An 18327-nucleotide genomic window follows, 5' to 3' on the forward strand; every position below is an offset into this window, starting at 1 on the left:
CAGTGTGCGGTCAGGACTCGATGCCGGAGTGTCTCAGCAGGGCGTCTATTTCCGGTCCGCGCCCGCGGAACTCCGTGAATAGCTCCAGGGCGTCGCGGCTGCCCCCCTGCTCCAGGATAGTCTGCAGAAAATGCCCGCCGGTTTCCTGGTCAAAGATTCCATTTTCCTCAAACAGGGAAAACGCATCTGCAGACAGGACTTCCGCCCATTTATAGCTGTAGTACCCTGCCGCATAGCCACCGGCAAAGATATGGCTGAAGCTATTCTGAAAGCGGTTCAATGGTGATACCGGCACCACGGCCACCTCCCTACGCACTTCGTCGAGCAGAGCCTGGATTTCTTCGGCAGACGGGCTCTGCTCGAGGGAGTGCAAGCGGAAATCAAACAGGGCAAACTCCAGTTGCCGCACAGTGAACATGGCGGACTGAAAATTTTTCGCGGCCAGCATTTTTTCCAACAGGACCTCGGGCAAGGGCTCACCGGTATCGTAATGACCCGAAATCATCTCAATTGCCTCGGGCTCCCAGCACCAGTTTTCCAGGAACTGGCTGGGTAGCTCGACGGCATCCCAGGCCACACCGTTAATACCTGAAACCGGGCTCACGTCCACTTTCGTCAACATGTGATGCAGGCCGTGTCCAAACTCGTGGAACAGCGTCGTCACTTCATAGTGGGTGAGGAGTGCGGGCTTTCCGCCGGCAGGCGGACTGAAATTGCAGACCAGGTAGGCCACCGGTAACTGCAGGCCGTCGCTGCCCTGGCGGCGCGTGGTGACAGTGTCCATCCAGGCACCGCCGCGCTTTTTCTCCCTGGCGAAAGGATCCAGGTAGAAACCCGCCAGCTTGTCGCCATCCCGCTTCAGCCAGAAAAACTGCACGTCCGGATGCCAGACGGCAACGGAGGGGTCGGCCTCTACCGTTACACCGAACAGGCGCGCCACCACGGCAAAGAGTCCCGACAGCACCCTGGGGAACGGGAAGTAGGGCCTCAGCTCTTCCTGGCTCACCGCATAGCGATCGCGCTTGAGCTTTTCTGCGGCCCAGGCAATATCCCAGGGCTGCAGCTGGTCCAGGCCCAGCTCGGTGCTGGCAAAGGCCTGCAATTGCGCAAACTCGCGCTCGGCGGCGGGCCGCGCGCGGCGGGCGAGGTTGTGGAGGAACTCCAGTACCGTGCTGCTGTTCTCTGCCATTTTACTGGCCAGGGAGAGGTCGGCGTAGTTTTCGAAGCCCAACAACTGCGCTTGCCGGGCCCGCAGGGCGAGAATCTCGGTCATCACCGGCGTATTGTCGAAGCGACCGGCATCTGTGCCCTGATCGGATGCACGGGAGACGAAAGCCTGATGGACCATCTGGCGCAGCTCCCTATTGTCCGCATGGGTCATCGCGGCCAGGTAGCTGGGCCCGTCAAGGGTGATCATCCAGCCCGACTCACCGCGGCTTTCCGCGGCAGCCCTGGCTGCTGCCAGTGCCGTGTCGGGTAGCCCAGAGAGCTCGGCCTCATCCTCCGTGCGGTAGCTCCAGGCGTTAGTGGCATCGAGCACATTGTTGGCAAAGGTACTGGATAGCTCTGAGAGCCGGCGGCTGTTGGCGGCAAACTGCGCTCTCTCCTCGCCCTCCAGGGCGACACCGCCGAGGCGGAAGTCACGCAAACCCAGCTCGATGCTCTTGCGGCGCGCCTGGGGCCACTGGCTGAACTCCGGGCTATCGGCGAGCAGGCGGTAAACCTCGTATAGTTCGCGGTTCTGGCCCAGCTCGGTCCAGTAGTCGGTGATCTTGGCCAGCGCGGCTTCATAGGGGGCACGCCAGGGACCGCTGAGTACGCTGTTCAGGTGGCTTACCGGGGAAAATGCCCGGCTGAGCCGGTCGTGGGCTTCATCCAGGGGCGACAGCGTGGTGTCCCAACCCGGCTCGTAAAGGCCCGTCTGCAGCCTGGCACGACACGCCTCGAGGTGGGCATCGATGGCCGCCGGGACGTGCTCAGGGTCGAGCCGGTCAAAGCTGGGGAGGAGCGGGAGGTCTTGCAGCGGGTTTGACATAAAACACCTTATTTCAGATTACCGTTGGCTCGCGTCGGCATCGCGACAGCCTTGCTAGCGGTTATCATAGGGGAGTAAATCAGAGCCCGATTGTACAGGAGGTTGTCCATGTCCCCACTGCGTGCCCACGGTAATGGCGCAGATCAGAAGTATCCCCAGCTCGGCGACAACGTCTACGTGGATCCCCAGGCCGCCGTGATTGGAGATGTCGCCATCGGCGAGGACAGCTCCGTATGGCCAATGGCGGTGGTGCGTGGAGACATGCATCGCATCCGTATCGGCGCCCGCACCAGCGTCCAGGATGGTGCCGTGCTGCACATTACCCACGCCGGCCCCTTTAATCCCGATGGCTGGCCCCTGGTAATCGGCGACGACGTGACCATTGGCCACAAGGCCTGCCTGCACGGCTGCACCGTGGGCAACCGGGTGCTGGTCGGCATCGGTTCCATCGTCATGGACGGCGCGGTGATCGAAGATGAGGTGGTACTGGCCGCAGGAGCCCTGGTGCCGCCGGGCAAAAAGCTCGAGAGCGGCTACCTGTATGTTGGCGCCCCCTGTAAGCAGGCCCGCCCACTGAGTGACAAAGAGCGGGAGTTCTTCCGCTACTCAGCGCAGAATTACGTGAAACTGAAAAATGATTACCTGCTCGCGGAGCAGGTACAGAGCTGAGCATTTGCCTGACGCGTCCCACAATACCGTCCCTGGGCTTTGCCAGCTGTCAGGGTGCGGGATCTGTGTCCGGCCCTGTCATGCTGGGCACGAGCTTTTCACGTTCGCAAACCCACCGCAAACCGACTGACAGCATGACTAGCAACCCAGACCTGGCCCAGTGGCATCAATGCATTGCCAACCTGCTGGACTGCGACTCTGACTCAGAGCGTATCGCCGAACTGCTCAGGGGCACCGAAGCGCTGGTGCGTGGCAACAGCAGCATGGCGATCCTCTACCCTGCGGATGGCTCACCGGAAGTTACCCATCACCGGCTCCTTGCCAATGAACATCCCAGTATGCAAGTGGACCGCTACGTGGATGGTGCCTACCTGCTGGATCCTTTTTACCGGTCCGCCGCGGACGAGCACAGGGAGGGCCTTTTCTTACTGCGTGAGGTGGCTCCCGATGCATTCGGCAAAACCGAGTACTTCCGTGTCTACTACCGCGAAGCCAGGTTGATTGACGAAGCCTGCTTCCTGGTGCGCAGTGAGGAGGGAGTTATTGCCAGCCTGTCGATTGGTCGCGCCCCGGACCCGGGCAGCGCACGCTTTACCCGGCAAGAGATGGTTCTGTTGAAGGCGCTGTCACCGCTGGTGGAAAAGATCCTGAAGAGGTGGATACACAACCGCAACAGGGCGATGCCAAGCCGGGAGAATTTCGGCAAGCGCCTGGACAGTGCGCTGCATCATTTTGGCAGCTCGGTGCTGACCCACCGTGAGTGCGAAGTACTGCATATGACCATGCGCGGACACTCGATCAAATCCATGGCGGAGAGACTCGACGCGAGCGTCGACACCATTAAAACCCACCGCAAGCACATCTACGCCAAGCTCGATGTCAGCTCGCAGTCGGAACTGTTTTATCTTTTCATCAGTGCTCTGCGCCATCACAGCGGCACCAATCCGGATCCCCTCGCTGCTCTGCACATTTAACTTCCCGCTCTTCTGCGCGATGGCAGAAAAAAACAATCAAGAGAGTGTTTATACGGAAACCAGTGTTCCGCAAGGACTCTATTTGGGTGTCAGAGGAAAACCCAGAAATTCCACCAGCCTCACCCAGGGCACGCGCCAGCCTCCCTTTTCATCCAGCGTATCCAAGGCGTACATGGTGATCTTGGCCCCGATCCAGCGGAAGGGCTCCGGCGGAATATAGGCCGGCGTGGTACGGGCAAATTTCAATTCGCGTTCCGGTACCTTTTCATCATCGAGGATTGCCAGTGCCACCCGCGCACCGAAGCGAGTCGCTGTCACCCCGAAGCCGGAATATCCACCGGCGTACAACATTCTTCCACCGTGGTAGTGCTGGTAGTGCACAGCCATCCGCGTTGTCAGTGCGATGGGGCCGCTCCAGGCATGGCTGAAGCGGACATCTCTGAGCGTGGGGAAAGTGCGGTAAAAATTGTCAATCAGACGTAAATAAGGGGGCGGTGTCTTGTCCTCGTCCGGGTCTGTATTGTTGCCGAAGAAATAATCCAGCCGGCCGCCAAACAGGATGCGATTGTCGGCAGTCAGGCGCATATAGTTCAACTGGGTGCGGGTATCATAGATGCCCTGACGGTTCTGCCAGCCGATCGCTGCGAGCTGCGACTCCGTCAGGGGTTCTGTGAGCACGATACGATCGCGAATGGCGGCAACCCGCTTGCGGATTTTCTTGTTGCCGGCGGCAAACGCATTGGTGGCCAGCAGTACCTTGTTGGCGCGGATACTACCCCGGGGGGTGCTCACCAGAACTGCACCATCTTTCTCGGCGTTGTTATCCATTGGCGAGTTTTCATAAATCCGCACGCCCAGCGCGAGAGCGACCCGCTTCAGTCCCCAGGCCAGTTTGGCCGGGTGCACAGTGCCACTGCGTTTTTTTGACCAGAGTCCGCCTTTAAACAGCGGCGATTTCACCTCCCGCTGCACGGCCTGCTCATCGAGCAGGTGGGCGTCGTGGCCGTAGTGACGGTAGAGCGCATACTCCTTTTCAATATCGGCGAGGCCTTCCTCGCCGATGGCAACCGTCAGCTCCCCACCCCACTCCAGGTCGCAGTCGATACCATAGCGCTCGATCGTCTCGCGAAATCCGTCGAGATTATCCTTACCCAGGCGTTCCAGGATCTCCATATCCTGCGGGTACAGGCGCTGGGCATTGGCCAATCCGTGCATTACCGAGGTGGACAGGATTGCCGCAGGGCGTCCGGAAGCGCCGATGGCAATGCTGCGGGCTTCAATCAGGACAACATCCCGCTCAGGGTTAGCCTCCTTGGCCTGTACCGCGGCCCACAGACCCGTGAAACCACCACCGACGATCAGCAGGTCGCAGGAGTGAGAACCCCGCAGGGCCGGTTCGTCCCGGGGGCGCTCGGGGGCATCCAGCCAATAGGGAAAGAAAGAGGTGTCCCGCAATGCCTGCAGGGCATCAGCCCTGGTCTGTTCGTCGCACATGAGTGCCGCCAATCCGCTCGTGATTCGTCTTATCGTGCCGACAACTATAAAAACCGAACGATGATTCGGGAATCACCCAATCGGGTGATGCGACCAATTTTCACGCTGGGCCCTTCCGGAATCTACCCCCGCAACTGCAGGCGCAGACCGGGGGGGTGGAGGCTCCACAACGAAAAAGGGCGGCCAGTGGCCGCCCTCCGTTGTTGTTTCAATTTACAGGTTACTTGCCCTGGGCACTCAGCAGCGCGGAAGCAATCACGCCGCCGGCCGCGCAGGCCAGCCACACCACCAGCGGCGTCAGGGTTCCCAGGCCAAGCGCACCCGGTCCATAGCCGCGCATGGGCAAAACCACCAGCAGCAGTACACCTGCCGGGATCAGGGATAGTATTAACCCGCGGCTGAACCAAGCTCGCTGGAAGGGCAGCAACAATACCAGCCCGCAAATGCCGCCCCAGACAATGCGCTGGTACAGATAGGCGTTGGACAGATAGGGAGCAATATCCACACCCAGGCGGTAAGAGAGCCCGTAACGCCCCATGGCCCAGAGGGCCAACGCGTAACACAGACCGCCGGCGGCACCGACAGCAAAACACATCGATAGATTGCGCAAGAATTCCCGCAAGGTTCCCCCCCGATTTAAACAGCGATTGATTCGTTATTGAGCCTGAAGCCGTGCCCGCAGCTCCTGCAGAACCGGTGCAGTCTCCGGCTTGACTCCGCGCCAGAGCATAAAGGACTCCGCCGCCTGCCCCACCAGCATGCCCAGGCCGTCGGCTGTTTTTGCCCCCCGCTCTGCGGCCCAGCTCATAAACGGTGTCGGCTGAGCGCCGTAGACCATGTCGTAGGCGTGGCTGGCCGGGCCGATCAGCGCCCCGGGCAGAGGTGGCAACTCACCTGAAAGACTGGCGGCACTGGCGTTGATGACAAGGTCAAAGGTGCCCTGCAGAGAATCGAGATTATCGAAGCCACCCCCCGACAATACCCCATGCCGGGCAAACTCCCGGGCCAGACGCTCAGCGCGGATCGCGGTGCGGTTGGCGATGTGAACCTGTGCCGGCCCCTGCTCGAGCAGTGGCAACATCGCACCACGGGCAGCGCCGCCGGCCCCGACCATCAACACCCGGGCACCGGCGATGGGCCAACCGAGATTGTTGCGAATATCCGCCACCAGACCGGCGCCATCAGTGTTATCGCCCAGGATGCCACCGTCGGACTGCAGTGCCAGGGTGTTGACCGCACCGGCAGCCCGCGCCCGCTCCGTGAGGCGGTCGGCAAATTCATAGGCATCCAGCTTGAAGGGCACCGTTACATTCAGGCCCCGGCCCCCGGCGGCAAAAAACCGCCGGGCCACAGATTCAAAGCCATCCCTCGGCGCGGTGATTTTTTCGTAGGCGATATCCTCACCGGTCTGACGAGCAAAGGCGGCGTGAATCCCCGGTGACAGCGAGTGCTCCACCGGATTGCCGATCACGGCATAGCTATCGGTCACGGATGATGTCCTGTGATTATTCTCAACGGTCTAGAACAGCCTGCTAGCGGTTAACCGGTCGGCGCAGTGTCCGTAGAGCATGGCGCAACTTGGTGGTTTCATCCCCGGCAAAAAGTGCGTCGATCCTCGGGCCATCCGCAGTCTCGACGACCAGGTAGCGGGTGCCGGCATCGTAAAGCTGAACCGTCTTCTCCCCCTCACTGCGGAGCAGTATCCAGTTGAGAGAGACCAGGTTGCTGTGACGATTGAGAACCATCTGATCGCTGACCGTGCCCACAATCTGCTGGACCCCGAGATGCCGGTAGAGGCGCAGGAGCTTTTCCACCAGGCCGACAAAGTCCCGCCGGCTCACCACGGCCTTGCTGCCATGCTCGGCGTAATAGTGCAGCGGGAAGCGATAGAATTCTGCGACCTGCTGGGCATCCCCGCTTTCAAAAGTACGGCGGTACTCCAGAAACAGCTTGTTGATCTCCGCCTTACTGTTGTTATCCATCGGTCAGACCCAATCGCGAGGCGGCAGGAAATCCGTGTAGAGCTTCGCTTCCGCCGAACCCGGCTCCGGCTGCCAGTCGTACTGCCAGCGCACCAGCGGCGGCAGTGACATCAGGATCGACTCGGTGCGCCCGCCGCTCTGGAGGCCGAACAGGGTGCCGCGATCGTAGACCAGGTTGAACTCCACATAGCGACCGCGACGATAGAGCTGGAACTGCCGCTCCCGCTCACCATATTCCATCTCCCGGCGTCGCTGGACAATGGGCAGGTAGGCCTCCAGGTAACTGTCGCCGACAGCGCGCATCAGGGCAAAGGCATTGTCGAAGCCGCCCTCGTGGTAATCGTCGAAAAACAACCCGCCTACGCCGCGCGCCTCGTCCCGGTGCTTGAGGTGAAAGTAGTCATCACACCACTGTTTGAAGCGCGGATAGACCTCGGCACCAAAGGGCGCGCAGGCATCGCGGGCAGTGCGATGCCAGTGCACCGCGTCCTCCTCGAAGCCGTAATAGGGGGTCAGGTCGTAACCGCCGCCGAACCACCACACCGGCTCGGCGCCGGGTTTTTCCGCCACGAACAGGCGCACATTGGCATGACTGGTGGGCACGTAGGGGTTGCGTGGGTGTATCACCAGGGATACACCCATGGCCTCAAAAGACCGTCCCGCCAGCTCCGGCCGGTTGGCGGTGGCAGACGGCGGCAGCCCGCTGCCATGCACATGGGAAAAATTGACGCCGCCCTTCTCGATCAGGCCGCCTTCCTCCAGCACCCGGGTGCGGCCACCACCACCGCCCGGACGCTCCCAGCTGTCCTCGTGAAAGGCGCTGCCGTCGGCGTCGCTCAGGGACTGGCAGATGCGGTCCTGCAATTCCAACAGATAACGTTTGACAGCGTGGATATCCACTTCACTCATTGTTCTACTCGATTGTAATGGTGGGTTTTTGACTGGGCTCAGCCCGCGCGGATCACCTGGCCGGTGACCAGGTCGCGGATTTCGCTGGGAGATTGCCGTCCCCCGGTGGCGCCGCCACCGACGAAGTCAAGGCTGTCGCCAAAGTAGCGCAGCACCTGGTATTTGCTTCGCGCCGGTTGACAGCCGCCGGGGTTCGCCGAGGTGGAAACGATGGGGCCGCCAAAAGCGTGGGCCAGCGCCGCGGTGAAGGGATGATCAGTACAGCGCAGTGCCACAGAGTGGTGGTCGCCACTGATCCATGGCGGCACCAGGCCGAAATGGGGCACCAGCCAGGTGACCGGGCCGGGCCAGCTCTCAGTCATTTTCTGCCGCTGCTCTGCAGAGAGGTTGTCGAGCAGCCCGCCGAAGTCATCGCTGTCACCAGACACCAGAATCAGCCCTTTGGCCACCGGCCGGTTCTTCAGTTGCAGCAGGCGTTCCACTGCATCCCGATTGAACGGGTCACAGGCGAGCCCCCAGACAGATTCGGTGGGATGGGCAATAACAGCCCCCGCGGCAATGGCTCGGGCGGCAAAGCGCACATCAAGTAATGGAAATGCCATGGTATTGCGACTCTCTGTTCGGATACGACCGCCGCGTTACCGGGCACTCCGCTCTTGCAGGGACTTCTGCAAGTGCGCGTCCTTGGCGACGGTGGCCTCGGCGTTGGCACGACGCACATCAACCAGCTTCTGATGCAGATCTGTATCCGTCACGCCAATCATCTGCGCCGCCAGATAGGCGGCGTTTTCAGCGCCAGCCCTGCCTATGGCCACCGTCGCCACGGGCACTCCGCCGGGCATTTGCACCGTGGAAAGCAATGCATCGAGACCGTTCAGGGCGGTATCCATCGGTACGCCGATGACCGGTTTCAGGGTCGCCGCAGCAACCGCCCCGGCCAAATGCGCCGCCATTCCCGCAGCACAGATAAATACCGCACAGCCGCGCTGATCGGCGTCTGTCACATAGCTGTTGGTCTCCCCCGGTGTGCCGTGGGCAGAGGTGACTTTGACCTCGAACGGAATATCCAGCTTGTCCAGTACGCCAAAGGTGGCCTCCATTACCGGAAGGTCCGATTCAGACCCCATAAGGATGCTGACAAATGGCTTGCTCATTTCGGCTCTCTTTACACGGTCGGCGTGAAGGATACGAAAGACGCGGCAATCTAGCGGATTGCCCTGCACCGCACAAGTTACCCCGGACGCTGTGGGGTTGTGCTCACTGGTGGTGCGTCTCTATCTCTACCCTTCAGTATTGTCGGCCCGGCAGCCGGCAACGAGCTCTTGGCGCCGACTACCGCGTCCCGCGTTGATCTCAGGCCAGCGTCTCCAGGAGCCGTGCCCCCTCGCCGGTCAACTGGTATCCACCAGGAAGTGTTTCCACCATTCCCGCCAGTTCCAACTGCAGTAATTGCGCCATCAACGTCCCCGCCTCGAGCCCGGTATCGCGGGCGAGCTGCTCGAGAGTGCGCGGATCTCCACCCAGTGCGCCAATCAGGCGCCGCTCGGCGTCCCCCAGTCGCTGCGTCGGGCCCGCATCCTGGTGTGAACCGCCATCGGAACTCGCCGGCAGGTCGTTGAGCAGTCCCCCCAACTCACTGACGATATCCGCAGCCGTCTCCACCAGTGCGGCGCCGTCCCTGATCACCCGGTGGCAACCCCGAGACAGCGGGTTGTGGATAGACCCGGGGATGGCGAACACCTCGCGATTTTGCTCTGCCGCCAGGCGGGCGGTGATCAATGACCCGGAACGAAGCGCCGCCTCAACCAGCAGCACACCGAGGGAAAGTCCGCTGATCACCCGGTTGCGGCGCGGAAAGTTGGCTGCCTCGGCACCGGTGCCGAGGGGGAACTCGCTCACCAGTGCGCCGCCGTGGGCGAGGACTTCCTCCGCCAGGGCTGCATTGCGACGCGGGTAGAGACGGTCGATACCGGTGCCGAGCACTGCGATGGTCACGCCCCCGGCCTCCAGGGCGCCGCGATGCGCGGCGGCATCAACCCCGAGCGCCAGGCCCGAGGTAATGGCAAAACCGGCAGCGGCCAGCTCGCGGCTGAAGGCGCGGGCGTTGTCGAGGCCTGCACTGGTGGCGCGGCGCGCACCGACCACCGCAATCTGTGGCAAGCGCAGCGCGTTGACATGGCCACGGACATAAAGGAGGGGCGGCGGTCGCGAAATTTCGGCCAGCAGCGGAGGGTAGTCTTCCCCACCTGCACAGAGCAGCGTGACTCCGAGATCCGCGCAGCGGGCGCGTTCGTGCCGGGCCCACTGTACTAATGCACTTTCCTCCCCGCACTGTTGCCACTCCCGCCACTGGGCCTGGGCCCGTTCGGGAAGTTTTTGCAGCAGGGTTTGCGGAAGATGCTCAAGCGCCTCGACGGCTGAGGGGAAGTGTTGCAGCAGTTGCCAGTATCGGCCCGGCCCCATGCCTTCCAGTCGCATCAGGGCCAGGGTGGCGGTGAGCGCATCCATGCTCTGCACCTCGAAAGAAGAGTCGTTTTGAGGGCCCGACACAGCGGACCCTCACAGGGAACATCAGGGATTACGCACCAGGTCCATGACTTCCAGCGGACGGTCTGCTTCCATCACCAGCGCCAGGCTCATTTTCTCAAAGGTGCGGAATACCATCATCACTCCGGCGCGCTCGTCAGGCAGCTTCACCTCGTCGCGCTCGATACGATCGCGCACAGTGGCGCCACGCTTGTAGATGGCGAGGATATTGCCCGGGGCGATGCCCTCGCGCAGGCCGCGATTGATCGCCACCACATCGAACTTGCCGATCTGGGTCACACCTTCCTCGACACCCATGATCACACCCTCGACCATCACGCTGGGAGCGCTGGGCTGGAAGAAGGCTTCGATGGCGCGCTCTTCGGCCGGCAGCAACCGATCCTCAAGGCGAATCTCCCGGGAGGTACGGGTGATATGCATGGTGGCGATGGAGAAATCCTGGCGGCGATCCGGATCCAGCTGGTAGAGGTCCACGTTGCCCACATCCAGGGCCTGCATACCCAACACCTCACCGGTGTAAGGATCGGTGTACAGGTCGCCCGGACGGTAGATGCCGTAGGAAGCCAGCGGATCGCGGAAGTCGCCGCGGGCGTAGAGCTTCTCACCGGCGCCCATCAGGATGCGCTGGTCTGCACCGGACACCACGTAGGGCGTTCCCTCGAAAGCGTTCGGCGCGACGATACGGGTGCGGGACAGGAACGCATTGATGGCATCCAGCGGCAGCGCCGGGATGGCGTCATCGATGGCCTCGCGGCGCACCTGCGGCGACAGGCGGCTGGCATCAGCCACCGGAGAGAGTTTGTAAGCCTGGGGGCCGCGTTCCAGCTGCAGCTGCGGCTGCCCCGCCACGTAAACCAGGCGCAGGCGATCGCCCGGGTAAATCAGGTGCGGGTTCTCCACCTGGGGGTTTACCTGCCAGATCTCGGGCCAGTACCAGGGCTGGGTCAGGAAGCGCCCGGAAATATCCCAGAGGGTGTCGCCCTTCTGGACAACGTAGACATCGGGATAGTCGGGGTTGAGGCGAACGTCGTCCTGCGCGTGAAGGCCAATGGCCGCCAGGAGGAGCGCGGCGACCAGAATAATTTTTCTCATGGAAGCATTCCTATGCTCTTTATCGCTATAATTCACAGCGCCGGGCCACGGCCAGAGTGGCGGGAGACCCGAAGAGCACCGGCGCGAGACCGGCAGATAAAGGGCTCCCTGCGGCAAATATCGAGCGCGATCATTATGTTATCAGCGCAAGTTCCACGATTACTAGAAGTTTGTCACAGGTGTTATGGCCAAGCTTGAGATCCTAGAATTTCCCGATCCACGTCTTCGCGAGGTTGCCAGGCCCGTCGACAAGGTCACCGACGAGCTGCGCACCCTGGTGGATGACATGTTCGAGACCATGTACGACGCGCCAGGTGTGGGTCTCGCCGCCACACAGATCAATGTGCACAAACGCATCGTGGTCATCGACGTTTCCGAGGACCAGAGTGAACCACTGGTGTTCATCAACCCGGAAATTGAGGTGCTCGAAGAGGAGCACCACCAGTACGACGAGGGTTGCCTGTCCGTACCCGGCTTTTATGAGACGGTGGAGCGTCCTCGCCGCGTGCGTGTAAAAGCGCTCGACCGCGAGGGTGAGCCCTTCGCTATCGAGGCGGAGGGCCTGCTGGCCGTCTGCATCCAGCACGAAGTGGACCACCTGAATGGCAAGCTGTTCGTGGACTACATTTCCCCGCTGAAGCGCAACCGCATTCGCTCCAAGCTGGAAAAAGCCCACCGCCAGCGCGCCTGACAGGGCAGCTCCCCACCCGATTTCCGACCATCAGACCGCCGGCCACCACCGGCGGTCTGCGTTTATAAGAGAACCATGTCTGAGCCACTGAAAATTGTTTTCGCAGGCACGCCGGACTTTGCCGCTGCACACCTGCAGGCCCTGCTGGACAGCGAACATCGCGTTATTGCCGTTTACACCCAGCCCGACCGGCCCGCCGGCCGCGGCAAGAAACTACTGGCAAGCCCGGTCAAGGAACTGGCCCTGCAACACGACCTGTCTGTTTACCAGCCGCAGAGCCTGCGGGATGCCGACGCACAGTCCGAGCTGCAGGCGCTGGGGGCGGACATCATGGTGGTGGTTGCCTACGGTCTGATCCTGCCGCAGGCGGTGCTGGATATTCCACGTCTTGGCTGTGTGAACGTGCACGCCTCGCTGCTTCCGCGCTGGCGTGGTGCGGCGCCGATCCAGCGGGCCATCGAGGCGGGCGACCCGGAAAGCGGTGTTGCCATCATGCAGATGGAGGCGGGCCTGGACACCGGTCCGGTGCTGGTGGAGCGGCGCTGCCCTATCAGCGCCGGGGAGACCGGTGGCAGCCTGCACGACAAGCTCGCGCAACTGGGCGGCCCGGCGCTGCTCGAGGCGCTGCAACAGCTGTCAGCGGGGAGCGCATCGCCCCAGCCCCAGGACGACAGCAGCGCCAATTACGCAGCCAAGATCAGCAAAGAGGAAGCGCGCATCGACTGGCAGCGCCCGGCGGTGGAGATTGAGCGCACCATTCGCGCGTTCAACCCCTTCCCGGTGTGCTGGACGACCGTTGCGGATGACAAGGGTGAACAACGTCTGCGTATCTACCGCGCGCAGCTGGAACGCGGCTGCCACAGCGATGAGCCCGGCACCATTATCGGTGCGGATGCCGAGGGCATCCTGGTGGCCTGCGGACGCGAAGCCCTGCGCCTGCAGCAGTTGCAGTTACCGGGTAAGAAAGCCCTGTCCGCGGACGAGCTGCTGCGGGGGCACGCGCAACTCCTGGCACCCGGCACCAGACTGGGTCAATCCTGATTCCCATGAAAAATTCAGCCTCCATGAATGACCAATCCCGCACTGATGTGCGCGCCGCCGCCGCCCGGGTACTGGCGGAGCTGCTGCAGTCCCGCGGTTCACTGGCGCGCCTGCTGCCCGCGGCGGAAAGAAGTGTCTCCGAACGGGACCGCCCCCTGTTGCGGGAGCTTTGTTACGGCAGCGCCCGCACGGCGCCGCGCCTGCAGTTGCTGGCTGACAAGCTGCTGCGCAAGCCGCCAGCGGATATCGAGGTACGCGCGCTGATACTCCTGGGGCTGTATCAGCTGGAATTCACCCGCATTCCCGATCACGCATCGATCTCCGCCACCGTTAACGCCGCCCGCAGTCTCGGTCTCGATCGCGCCACCGGCGTCATCAATGGTGTGCTGCGCAATGCGCTGCGCAACCAGGAGACGCTGCAGCGCAAGCTGTCCGGTAACCCCCAGTTCAGCTCCATGCACCCGGCGTGGCTGCAACAGGCCATCAAGGGTGCCTGGGGCGCGGGGGCGGCCGGGATTTTCCGGGCCAACAACACCAATCCGCCGATGACATTGCGGGTGAACACGCGACACCAGAGCCGGGATGACTACCTGGCGGTGCTGCAGCAGGCGGGTATCGACGCCGCAGCCTGCGAGATCTCTCCCGTTGGCATCACCCTGGATTCCCCCTGCCCGGTGGAGTCCCTGCCCGGTTTTGCCGAGGGGCAGATCAGTGTGCAGGATGAATCCGCCCAGCTGGCGGCGCTGCTGCTGGCACCCGGTGAGGGCGAACGGGTGCTGGATGCCTGTGCCGCTCCCGGCGGCAAAACCGCGCACCTGCTGGAACAGGCCCCTGGCATCCACCTCAGTGCACTGGATATCGACGAGGAGCGCCTCGACCGCGTCATTGAAAACCTGGACCGGGGTGAGTTCGAGGCGGAACTCATCTGTGCCGATGCCGGCGAGACCGAAGCCTGGTGGGATGGTAAGCCCTTCGATCGTATCCTGCTCGATGCCCCCTGTTCGGCCACCGGCGTGATTCGGCGCAACCCGGATATCAAGCTGCTGCGCCGTGCCGAAGACATTACCGCCCTGGCGGAGTTGCAGGCACGCCTGCTGCGCGCCCAGTGGCAATTACTCAAGCCCGGCGGCACCCTGCTGTATGCAACCTGTTCAATCCTGCCCACGGAAAACACTGAGGTGGTCGCGCGCTTCATTGCGGATACCCCGGATGCGCGCGACAATACTCCGCAATTGCTGTGTGGCAGGGAGTGGGGCGTAGCCCAACCAGCCGGAAGGCAGCTGTTTCCCCGGCCGGAAGCCGGTGACGGTTTTTACTACGCTCTGCTACAGAAGTCGTAGGCTGACGCCCGCGGCAAAATAATAAAGGCGGCTGTTTTCAGCTATGAAAATTGTCATTCTTGGCGCTGGCCAGGTGGGCGGGTCCCTCGCGGAAAGCCTCGCCTCGGAGCGCAACGACATCATCCTGATCGACAGTGACGAGAAAACGTTACGCGAGTTGCGCGACCGCATCGATATTGGCGTGGTCGTCGGTCACGCCTCCCATCCGGATATCATGCTGGAAGCCGGTATCGAGGACGCCGACATCCTGGTGGCGGTCACCAACAACGACGAGACCAACATGGCCGCCTGCCAGATCGCGCACTCCCTGTTTCGGGTGCCAACCAAGATCGCCCGGGTGCGCGCCGCCTCCTACCTGCAATACCCACAACTGTTTGATCCCGGTGCCATTCCCATCGACGTGCTGATCAGCCCGGAACAGCTGGTATCGGAATATATCGCCCGCCTGATGGAAAACCCCGGCGCCCTGCAGGTGCTGGATTTCGCCGATGGCCGTGTACAGCTGGTGGCTGTGCGCGCCGTACAGGGTGGCCCGCTGGTGGGCCACCAGCTGCGCTACCTGCGCCAGCATATGCCCAAGGTGGATACCCGTGTGGCCGCCATCTACCGGCGCAACAGCCCCATCATTCCCCAGGGCGACACCGTTATTGAGGCCGGTGACGAAGTGTTTTTTATCGCCGCCCGCGCCGATATTCGCGCAGTGATGAGTGAGCTGCGCCGCCTCGAGCAGGGCTACAAGCGCGTCACGATTGCCGGCGGGGGCAATATCGGCCTGCGGCTGGCGCACAAGCTGGAAAACCGTTACTCGGTGAAGATCATCGAACAGAGCCACGAGCGCTGTATCTTTCTCTCCGAGGAATTATCCAACTCCATCATTCTGCACGGCAGCGCCTCGGATCAGGACCTGCTGCTGGAAGAGAATATTGAAGACACGGATGTCTTCCTGGCCCTGACCAACGATGATGAAGCCAACATCATGTCGTCGCTGCTGGCCAAGCGCCTGGGTGCACGCAAGGTAATGACACTGATCAACAACCGCGCCTACGTGGACCTGGTGCAGGGCGGTGAAATCGATATCGCCATCTCGCCGCAGCAGAACACCATCGGCAGCCTGCTCACCCATGTGCGCCGGGGCGATATGGTGAATGTGCACTCCCTGCGCCGCGGCGCAGCGGAGGCCATCGAGGTCATCGCTCACGGTGACCAGCGCACTTCCAAGGTGGTGGGGCGCAAAATCGAGGATATCGACCTGCCCGAAGGTGCTGCCATCGGCGCCATCGTGCGCGAGACAGAGCACGGCAGCGAAGTGCTCATCGCCCACGACGATGTCGTGGTCCAGACGGATGACCACGTCATCGTATTCCTGGTGGACCGCCGCCACACCCGCCACGTGGAGCAGCTGTTCCAGGTGGGCTTCAGTTTCTTCTGACAACAGGCTGACTTGCGCCGATGCGGATAGCAGTAATTGCGCGAATTTTCGGAATACTTCTGACAGTGTTCAGCCTGACGCTGCTGCCCCCTATCGGCGTGTCACTCTGGTATGACGATGGCACCCACTCCGCCTTTTCCGCCGCCTTCGTGATCACGCTGGTAACCGGACTCTTCATGTGGCTGCCGGTGCACGACCTGCGCCAGGACCTGCGCACCCGAGATGGTTTCGTCGTGACATCCCTGTTCTGGCTCGTACTTGGCAGCTTCGGTTCACTGCCGCTGATCATCAGCCCGCAACCGGACCTCAGCATTACCGATTCCATTTTTGAGTCCATCTCCGGGCTCACCACCACCGGCGCAACGGTGATTACCGGTCTGGATAGCCTGCCGCCCGCGATCCTCTATTACCGCCAGCAGCTGCAGTGGTTTGGCGGTATCGGCGTGATCGTGATCGCTCTCGCCATCCTGCCGATGCTGGGTATCGGCGGCATGCAGCTATACAAGGCCGAGACACCCGGTCCTGTAAAGGATACCAAGCTGACCCCGCGCATCGCGGAGACGGCCCGGGCGCTGTTCGTGATCTACATCATCCTCACAGTGCTCTGTGGGGTGGGCTACTGGTGGGCGGGCATGACGGTCTTCGATGCCGTCGGCCACGCCTTTTCCACGGTGGCCAACGGCGGCTTCTCGACCCACGATGCCAGCATGGGCTTTTACGCCAACAATCACGCCATCATGACCATCTGTATCGTGTTCATGTTCACCGCGGCGATCAATTTCGGCCTGCATTTCTTCGCCTTCCGCAACCGCACCCTGTCCCACTACTGGAAAGACTCCGAATTCCGCTTCTGGGTGACCCTGACCATTGTGGCCGCAGTACTGATCAGCCTGTACCTGTGGAGCCAGGGCATTTTCGGGGCCGGCAGCAGTTTTCTGCACGGGGTTTTTCAGGTCGTGTCCATCGGCACCACCGCCGGCTTTGCCTCGGAGAACTTTTCCGCCTGGCCGGCTTTTCTGCCCTACGTGCTGTTGATGCTGGGTATTCTCGGTGCCTGCGCCGGCTCCACCTGCGGCGGCATCAAGGCCGTCCGCGGCATGTTGATCATGAAGTCCGGTATGCGGGAGCTGAACCGGCTGGTACACGCTAATGCAGTGGTGCCAATCAAGGTCAATGGCAAGATCGTGCCGGAGCGGGTAACGGATGCGGTGTGGGGTTTTTTTGCCGTTTATATTCTGTCGTTTTTTGTGCTCACGATTATCGTGATGGCCACCGGGGAAAATTTCGTTACGTCTTTTTCCACCGTCGCCTCCTGCCTGAGTAATATCGGCCCGGCACTGGGTGACGCGGCAGCGCACTATGGTTCGGTCAATGAATTTGCCAAGTGGTTTTTGATTCTCGCCATGCTGATGGGGCGCCTGGAGATCTTCACCCTGCTGGTACTGCTGACGCCGGCCTTCTGGCGCCACTGAGCCACACAGAAAGTCAGGGTCCACCTTATTCGAAGGTGTCGTGCGTACCGACGATAATCTGGAAATAGCGCGGCAGGAAGGTCACCAGCACCCAGGTTTCCAGCAGGCACCCGATGGCACTGACGGCCATGATGGACTGGCCGAAGAAATTGCCACTGGGAGCGTAATGTGGGGTCCACTCCATTGCCACCTGCTGGGCGAAGCCGAGCCCCAGCACCAGAAAGGCCACCGCCGTGGCAAACTTGGGCACCAGTTTTGGCGCCACCTTGAACGGGCGCTTGAGCCAACCCATCAGTACCGGGAAGACACTGAGTTGCAGTGCGTAGCGAATCACCACCAGCCACACGAACAGTGTCAACACGGAGCTCAGGTGCCAGACCAAAGGCATCAGACACAGCACGAACAATTTATCCGCCACTGGATCCAGCAAGGCACCCACCTGGCTGTGCCAGTGAAAGCGCCGCGCCAGCTGTCCGTCGAGAAAGTCTGTCAGGGCACCAATGATAAAGGCCGCCAGTGCTTCCTCGGCCCGCTCGGTCAGCGACAGCCAGATGATCAACGGGATCAGCAAAATGCGCAGGGTAGAGAGCGCGTTGGGCAAGTAGCGCCAGATTGATGGGGCTGGGTTTTCAGTCATCTTTTTTATTCGCGT

18 protein-coding genes are annotated in these 18327 nt (G+C 61.8%); 7 read left to right on the plus strand and 11 right to left on the minus strand.

The window, feature by feature from the left end; all coding sequences use genetic code 11:
- Nucleotides 1-10: 10 nt before the first annotated feature.
- A complete protein-coding gene (locus tag AWR36_RS11055; protein ID WP_067084758.1) occupies nucleotides 11-2035 on the minus strand; it encodes a M3 family metallopeptidase in 2025 nt (674 codons plus the stop codon).
- A gap of 108 nt (nucleotides 2036-2143) precedes the next feature.
- Between AWR36_RS11055 and AWR36_RS11060 the strand changes: the two genes are divergently transcribed.
- Together AWR36_RS11060 and AWR36_RS11065 are read left to right on the plus strand one after the other, a co-directional pair.
- Complete coding sequence (locus AWR36_RS11060; RefSeq protein WP_067084761.1) at nucleotides 2144-2704, plus strand: gamma carbonic anhydrase family protein; 561 nt, start codon at nucleotides 2144-2146, stop codon at nucleotides 2702-2704.
- A 134-nt stretch (nucleotides 2705-2838) separates the two neighbouring features.
- Nucleotides 2839-3678 (plus strand): helix-turn-helix transcriptional regulator, encoded by an 840-nt coding sequence (locus tag AWR36_RS11065; RefSeq protein ID WP_067084763.1) that lies wholly within the window; start codon nucleotides 2839-2841, stop codon nucleotides 3676-3678.
- Nucleotides 3679-3756: 78 nt separating this feature from the next.
- Here the strand turns inward: AWR36_RS11065 and AWR36_RS11070 are convergent, their stop codons facing one another.
- The 9 genes from AWR36_RS11070 to AWR36_RS11110 all read right to left on the minus strand — a co-directional run bounded on the left by AWR36_RS11070 (nucleotide 3757) and on the right by AWR36_RS11110 (nucleotide 11702).
- On the minus strand, nucleotides 3757-5172 hold the full coding sequence (locus tag AWR36_RS11070) for an NAD(P)/FAD-dependent oxidoreductase (protein ID WP_067084766.1): 1416 nt from the start codon (nucleotides 5170-5172) through the stop codon (nucleotides 3757-3759).
- Between the two features lie 220 nt (nucleotides 5173-5392).
- The gene (locus AWR36_RS11075) at nucleotides 5393-5767 is read right to left on the minus strand and encodes a hypothetical protein (protein WP_067084768.1); all 375 of its coding nucleotides are present in this window, start codon (nucleotides 5765-5767) and stop codon (nucleotides 5393-5395) included.
- Nucleotides 5768-5827: 60 nt separating this feature from the next.
- Complete coding sequence (gene aroE / locus AWR36_RS11080) at nucleotides 5828-6661, minus strand: shikimate dehydrogenase (RefSeq protein WP_067084770.1); 834 nt, start codon at nucleotides 6659-6661, stop codon at nucleotides 5828-5830.
- Nucleotides 6662-6704: 43 nt separating this feature from the next.
- Nucleotides 6705-7154, minus strand: a complete 450-nt coding sequence (locus AWR36_RS11085) for a hypothetical protein (protein WP_067084773.1) — start codon at nucleotides 7152-7154, stop codon at nucleotides 6705-6707.
- Between the two features lie 3 nt (nucleotides 7155-7157).
- Nucleotides 7158-8063 carry an oxygen-dependent coproporphyrinogen oxidase gene (gene hemF, locus AWR36_RS11090; protein ID WP_067084776.1) on the minus strand — a complete coding sequence of 302 codons (906 nt, stop codon included), beginning with the start codon at nucleotides 8061-8063 and terminating at the stop codon, nucleotides 7158-7160.
- A 38-nt stretch (nucleotides 8064-8101) separates the two neighbouring features.
- Nucleotides 8102-8665: an L-threonylcarbamoyladenylate synthase gene (locus AWR36_RS11095; RefSeq protein WP_067084778.1), complete on the minus strand. Its 564-nt coding sequence runs from the start codon at nucleotides 8663-8665 to the stop codon at nucleotides 8102-8104.
- 36 nt (nucleotides 8666-8701) lie between these two features.
- Nucleotides 8702-9217 carry a 5-(carboxyamino)imidazole ribonucleotide mutase gene (purE, locus tag AWR36_RS11100; protein WP_067084780.1) on the minus strand — a complete coding sequence of 172 codons (516 nt, stop codon included), beginning with the start codon at nucleotides 9215-9217 and terminating at the stop codon, nucleotides 8702-8704.
- Between the two features lie 199 nt (nucleotides 9218-9416).
- Complete coding sequence (gene dprA / locus AWR36_RS11105; protein ID WP_067084783.1) at nucleotides 9417-10571, minus strand: DNA-processing protein DprA; 1155 nt, start codon at nucleotides 10569-10571, stop codon at nucleotides 9417-9419.
- 63 nt (nucleotides 10572-10634) lie between these two features.
- Nucleotides 10635-11702, minus strand: coding sequence for a LysM peptidoglycan-binding domain-containing protein (locus tag AWR36_RS11110; RefSeq protein ID WP_067084785.1), 1068 nt, complete (start codon nucleotides 11700-11702; stop codon nucleotides 10635-10637).
- Nucleotides 11703-11886: 184 nt separating this feature from the next.
- Between AWR36_RS11110 and def the strand changes: the two genes are divergently transcribed.
- From def to AWR36_RS11135, 5 genes are all read left to right on the plus strand, one after another.
- Entirely contained in the window at nucleotides 11887-12393 is a 507-nt protein-coding gene (def, locus tag AWR36_RS11115) for a peptide deformylase (RefSeq protein ID WP_067084788.1), read from the plus strand.
- Between the two features lie 75 nt (nucleotides 12394-12468).
- Complete coding sequence (gene fmt / locus AWR36_RS11120; RefSeq protein ID WP_067084790.1) at nucleotides 12469-13434, plus strand: methionyl-tRNA formyltransferase; 966 nt, start codon at nucleotides 12469-12471, stop codon at nucleotides 13432-13434.
- 23 nt (nucleotides 13435-13457) lie between these two features.
- Nucleotides 13458-14774, plus strand: a complete 1317-nt coding sequence (rsmB, locus tag AWR36_RS11125) for a 16S rRNA (cytosine(967)-C(5))-methyltransferase RsmB (RefSeq protein WP_067085030.1) — start codon at nucleotides 13458-13460, stop codon at nucleotides 14772-14774.
- Nucleotides 14775-14817: 43 nt separating this feature from the next.
- The gene (gene trkA, locus AWR36_RS11130) at nucleotides 14818-16203 is read left to right on the plus strand and encodes a Trk system potassium transporter TrkA (RefSeq protein WP_067084792.1); all 1386 of its coding nucleotides are present in this window, start codon (nucleotides 14818-14820) and stop codon (nucleotides 16201-16203) included.
- A gap of 20 nt (nucleotides 16204-16223) precedes the next feature.
- Nucleotides 16224-17675 carry a TrkH family potassium uptake protein gene (locus AWR36_RS11135; RefSeq protein ID WP_067084794.1) on the plus strand — a complete coding sequence of 484 codons (1452 nt, stop codon included), beginning with the start codon at nucleotides 16224-16226 and terminating at the stop codon, nucleotides 17673-17675.
- A 25-nt stretch (nucleotides 17676-17700) separates the two neighbouring features.
- Here AWR36_RS11135 and AWR36_RS11140 read toward each other — a convergent pair whose 3' ends face one another.
- Nucleotides 17701-18312 carry a CDP-alcohol phosphatidyltransferase family protein gene (locus AWR36_RS11140; RefSeq protein ID WP_082679555.1) on the minus strand — a complete coding sequence of 204 codons (612 nt, stop codon included), beginning with the start codon at nucleotides 18310-18312 and terminating at the stop codon, nucleotides 17701-17703.
- Nucleotides 18313-18327: the final 15 nt, after the last annotated feature.

The sequence above is a fragment of the Microbulbifer flavimaris genome (assembly GCF_001641755.2).
Classification (GTDB): Bacteria; Pseudomonadota; Gammaproteobacteria; order Pseudomonadales; family Cellvibrionaceae; genus Microbulbifer; species Microbulbifer flavimaris.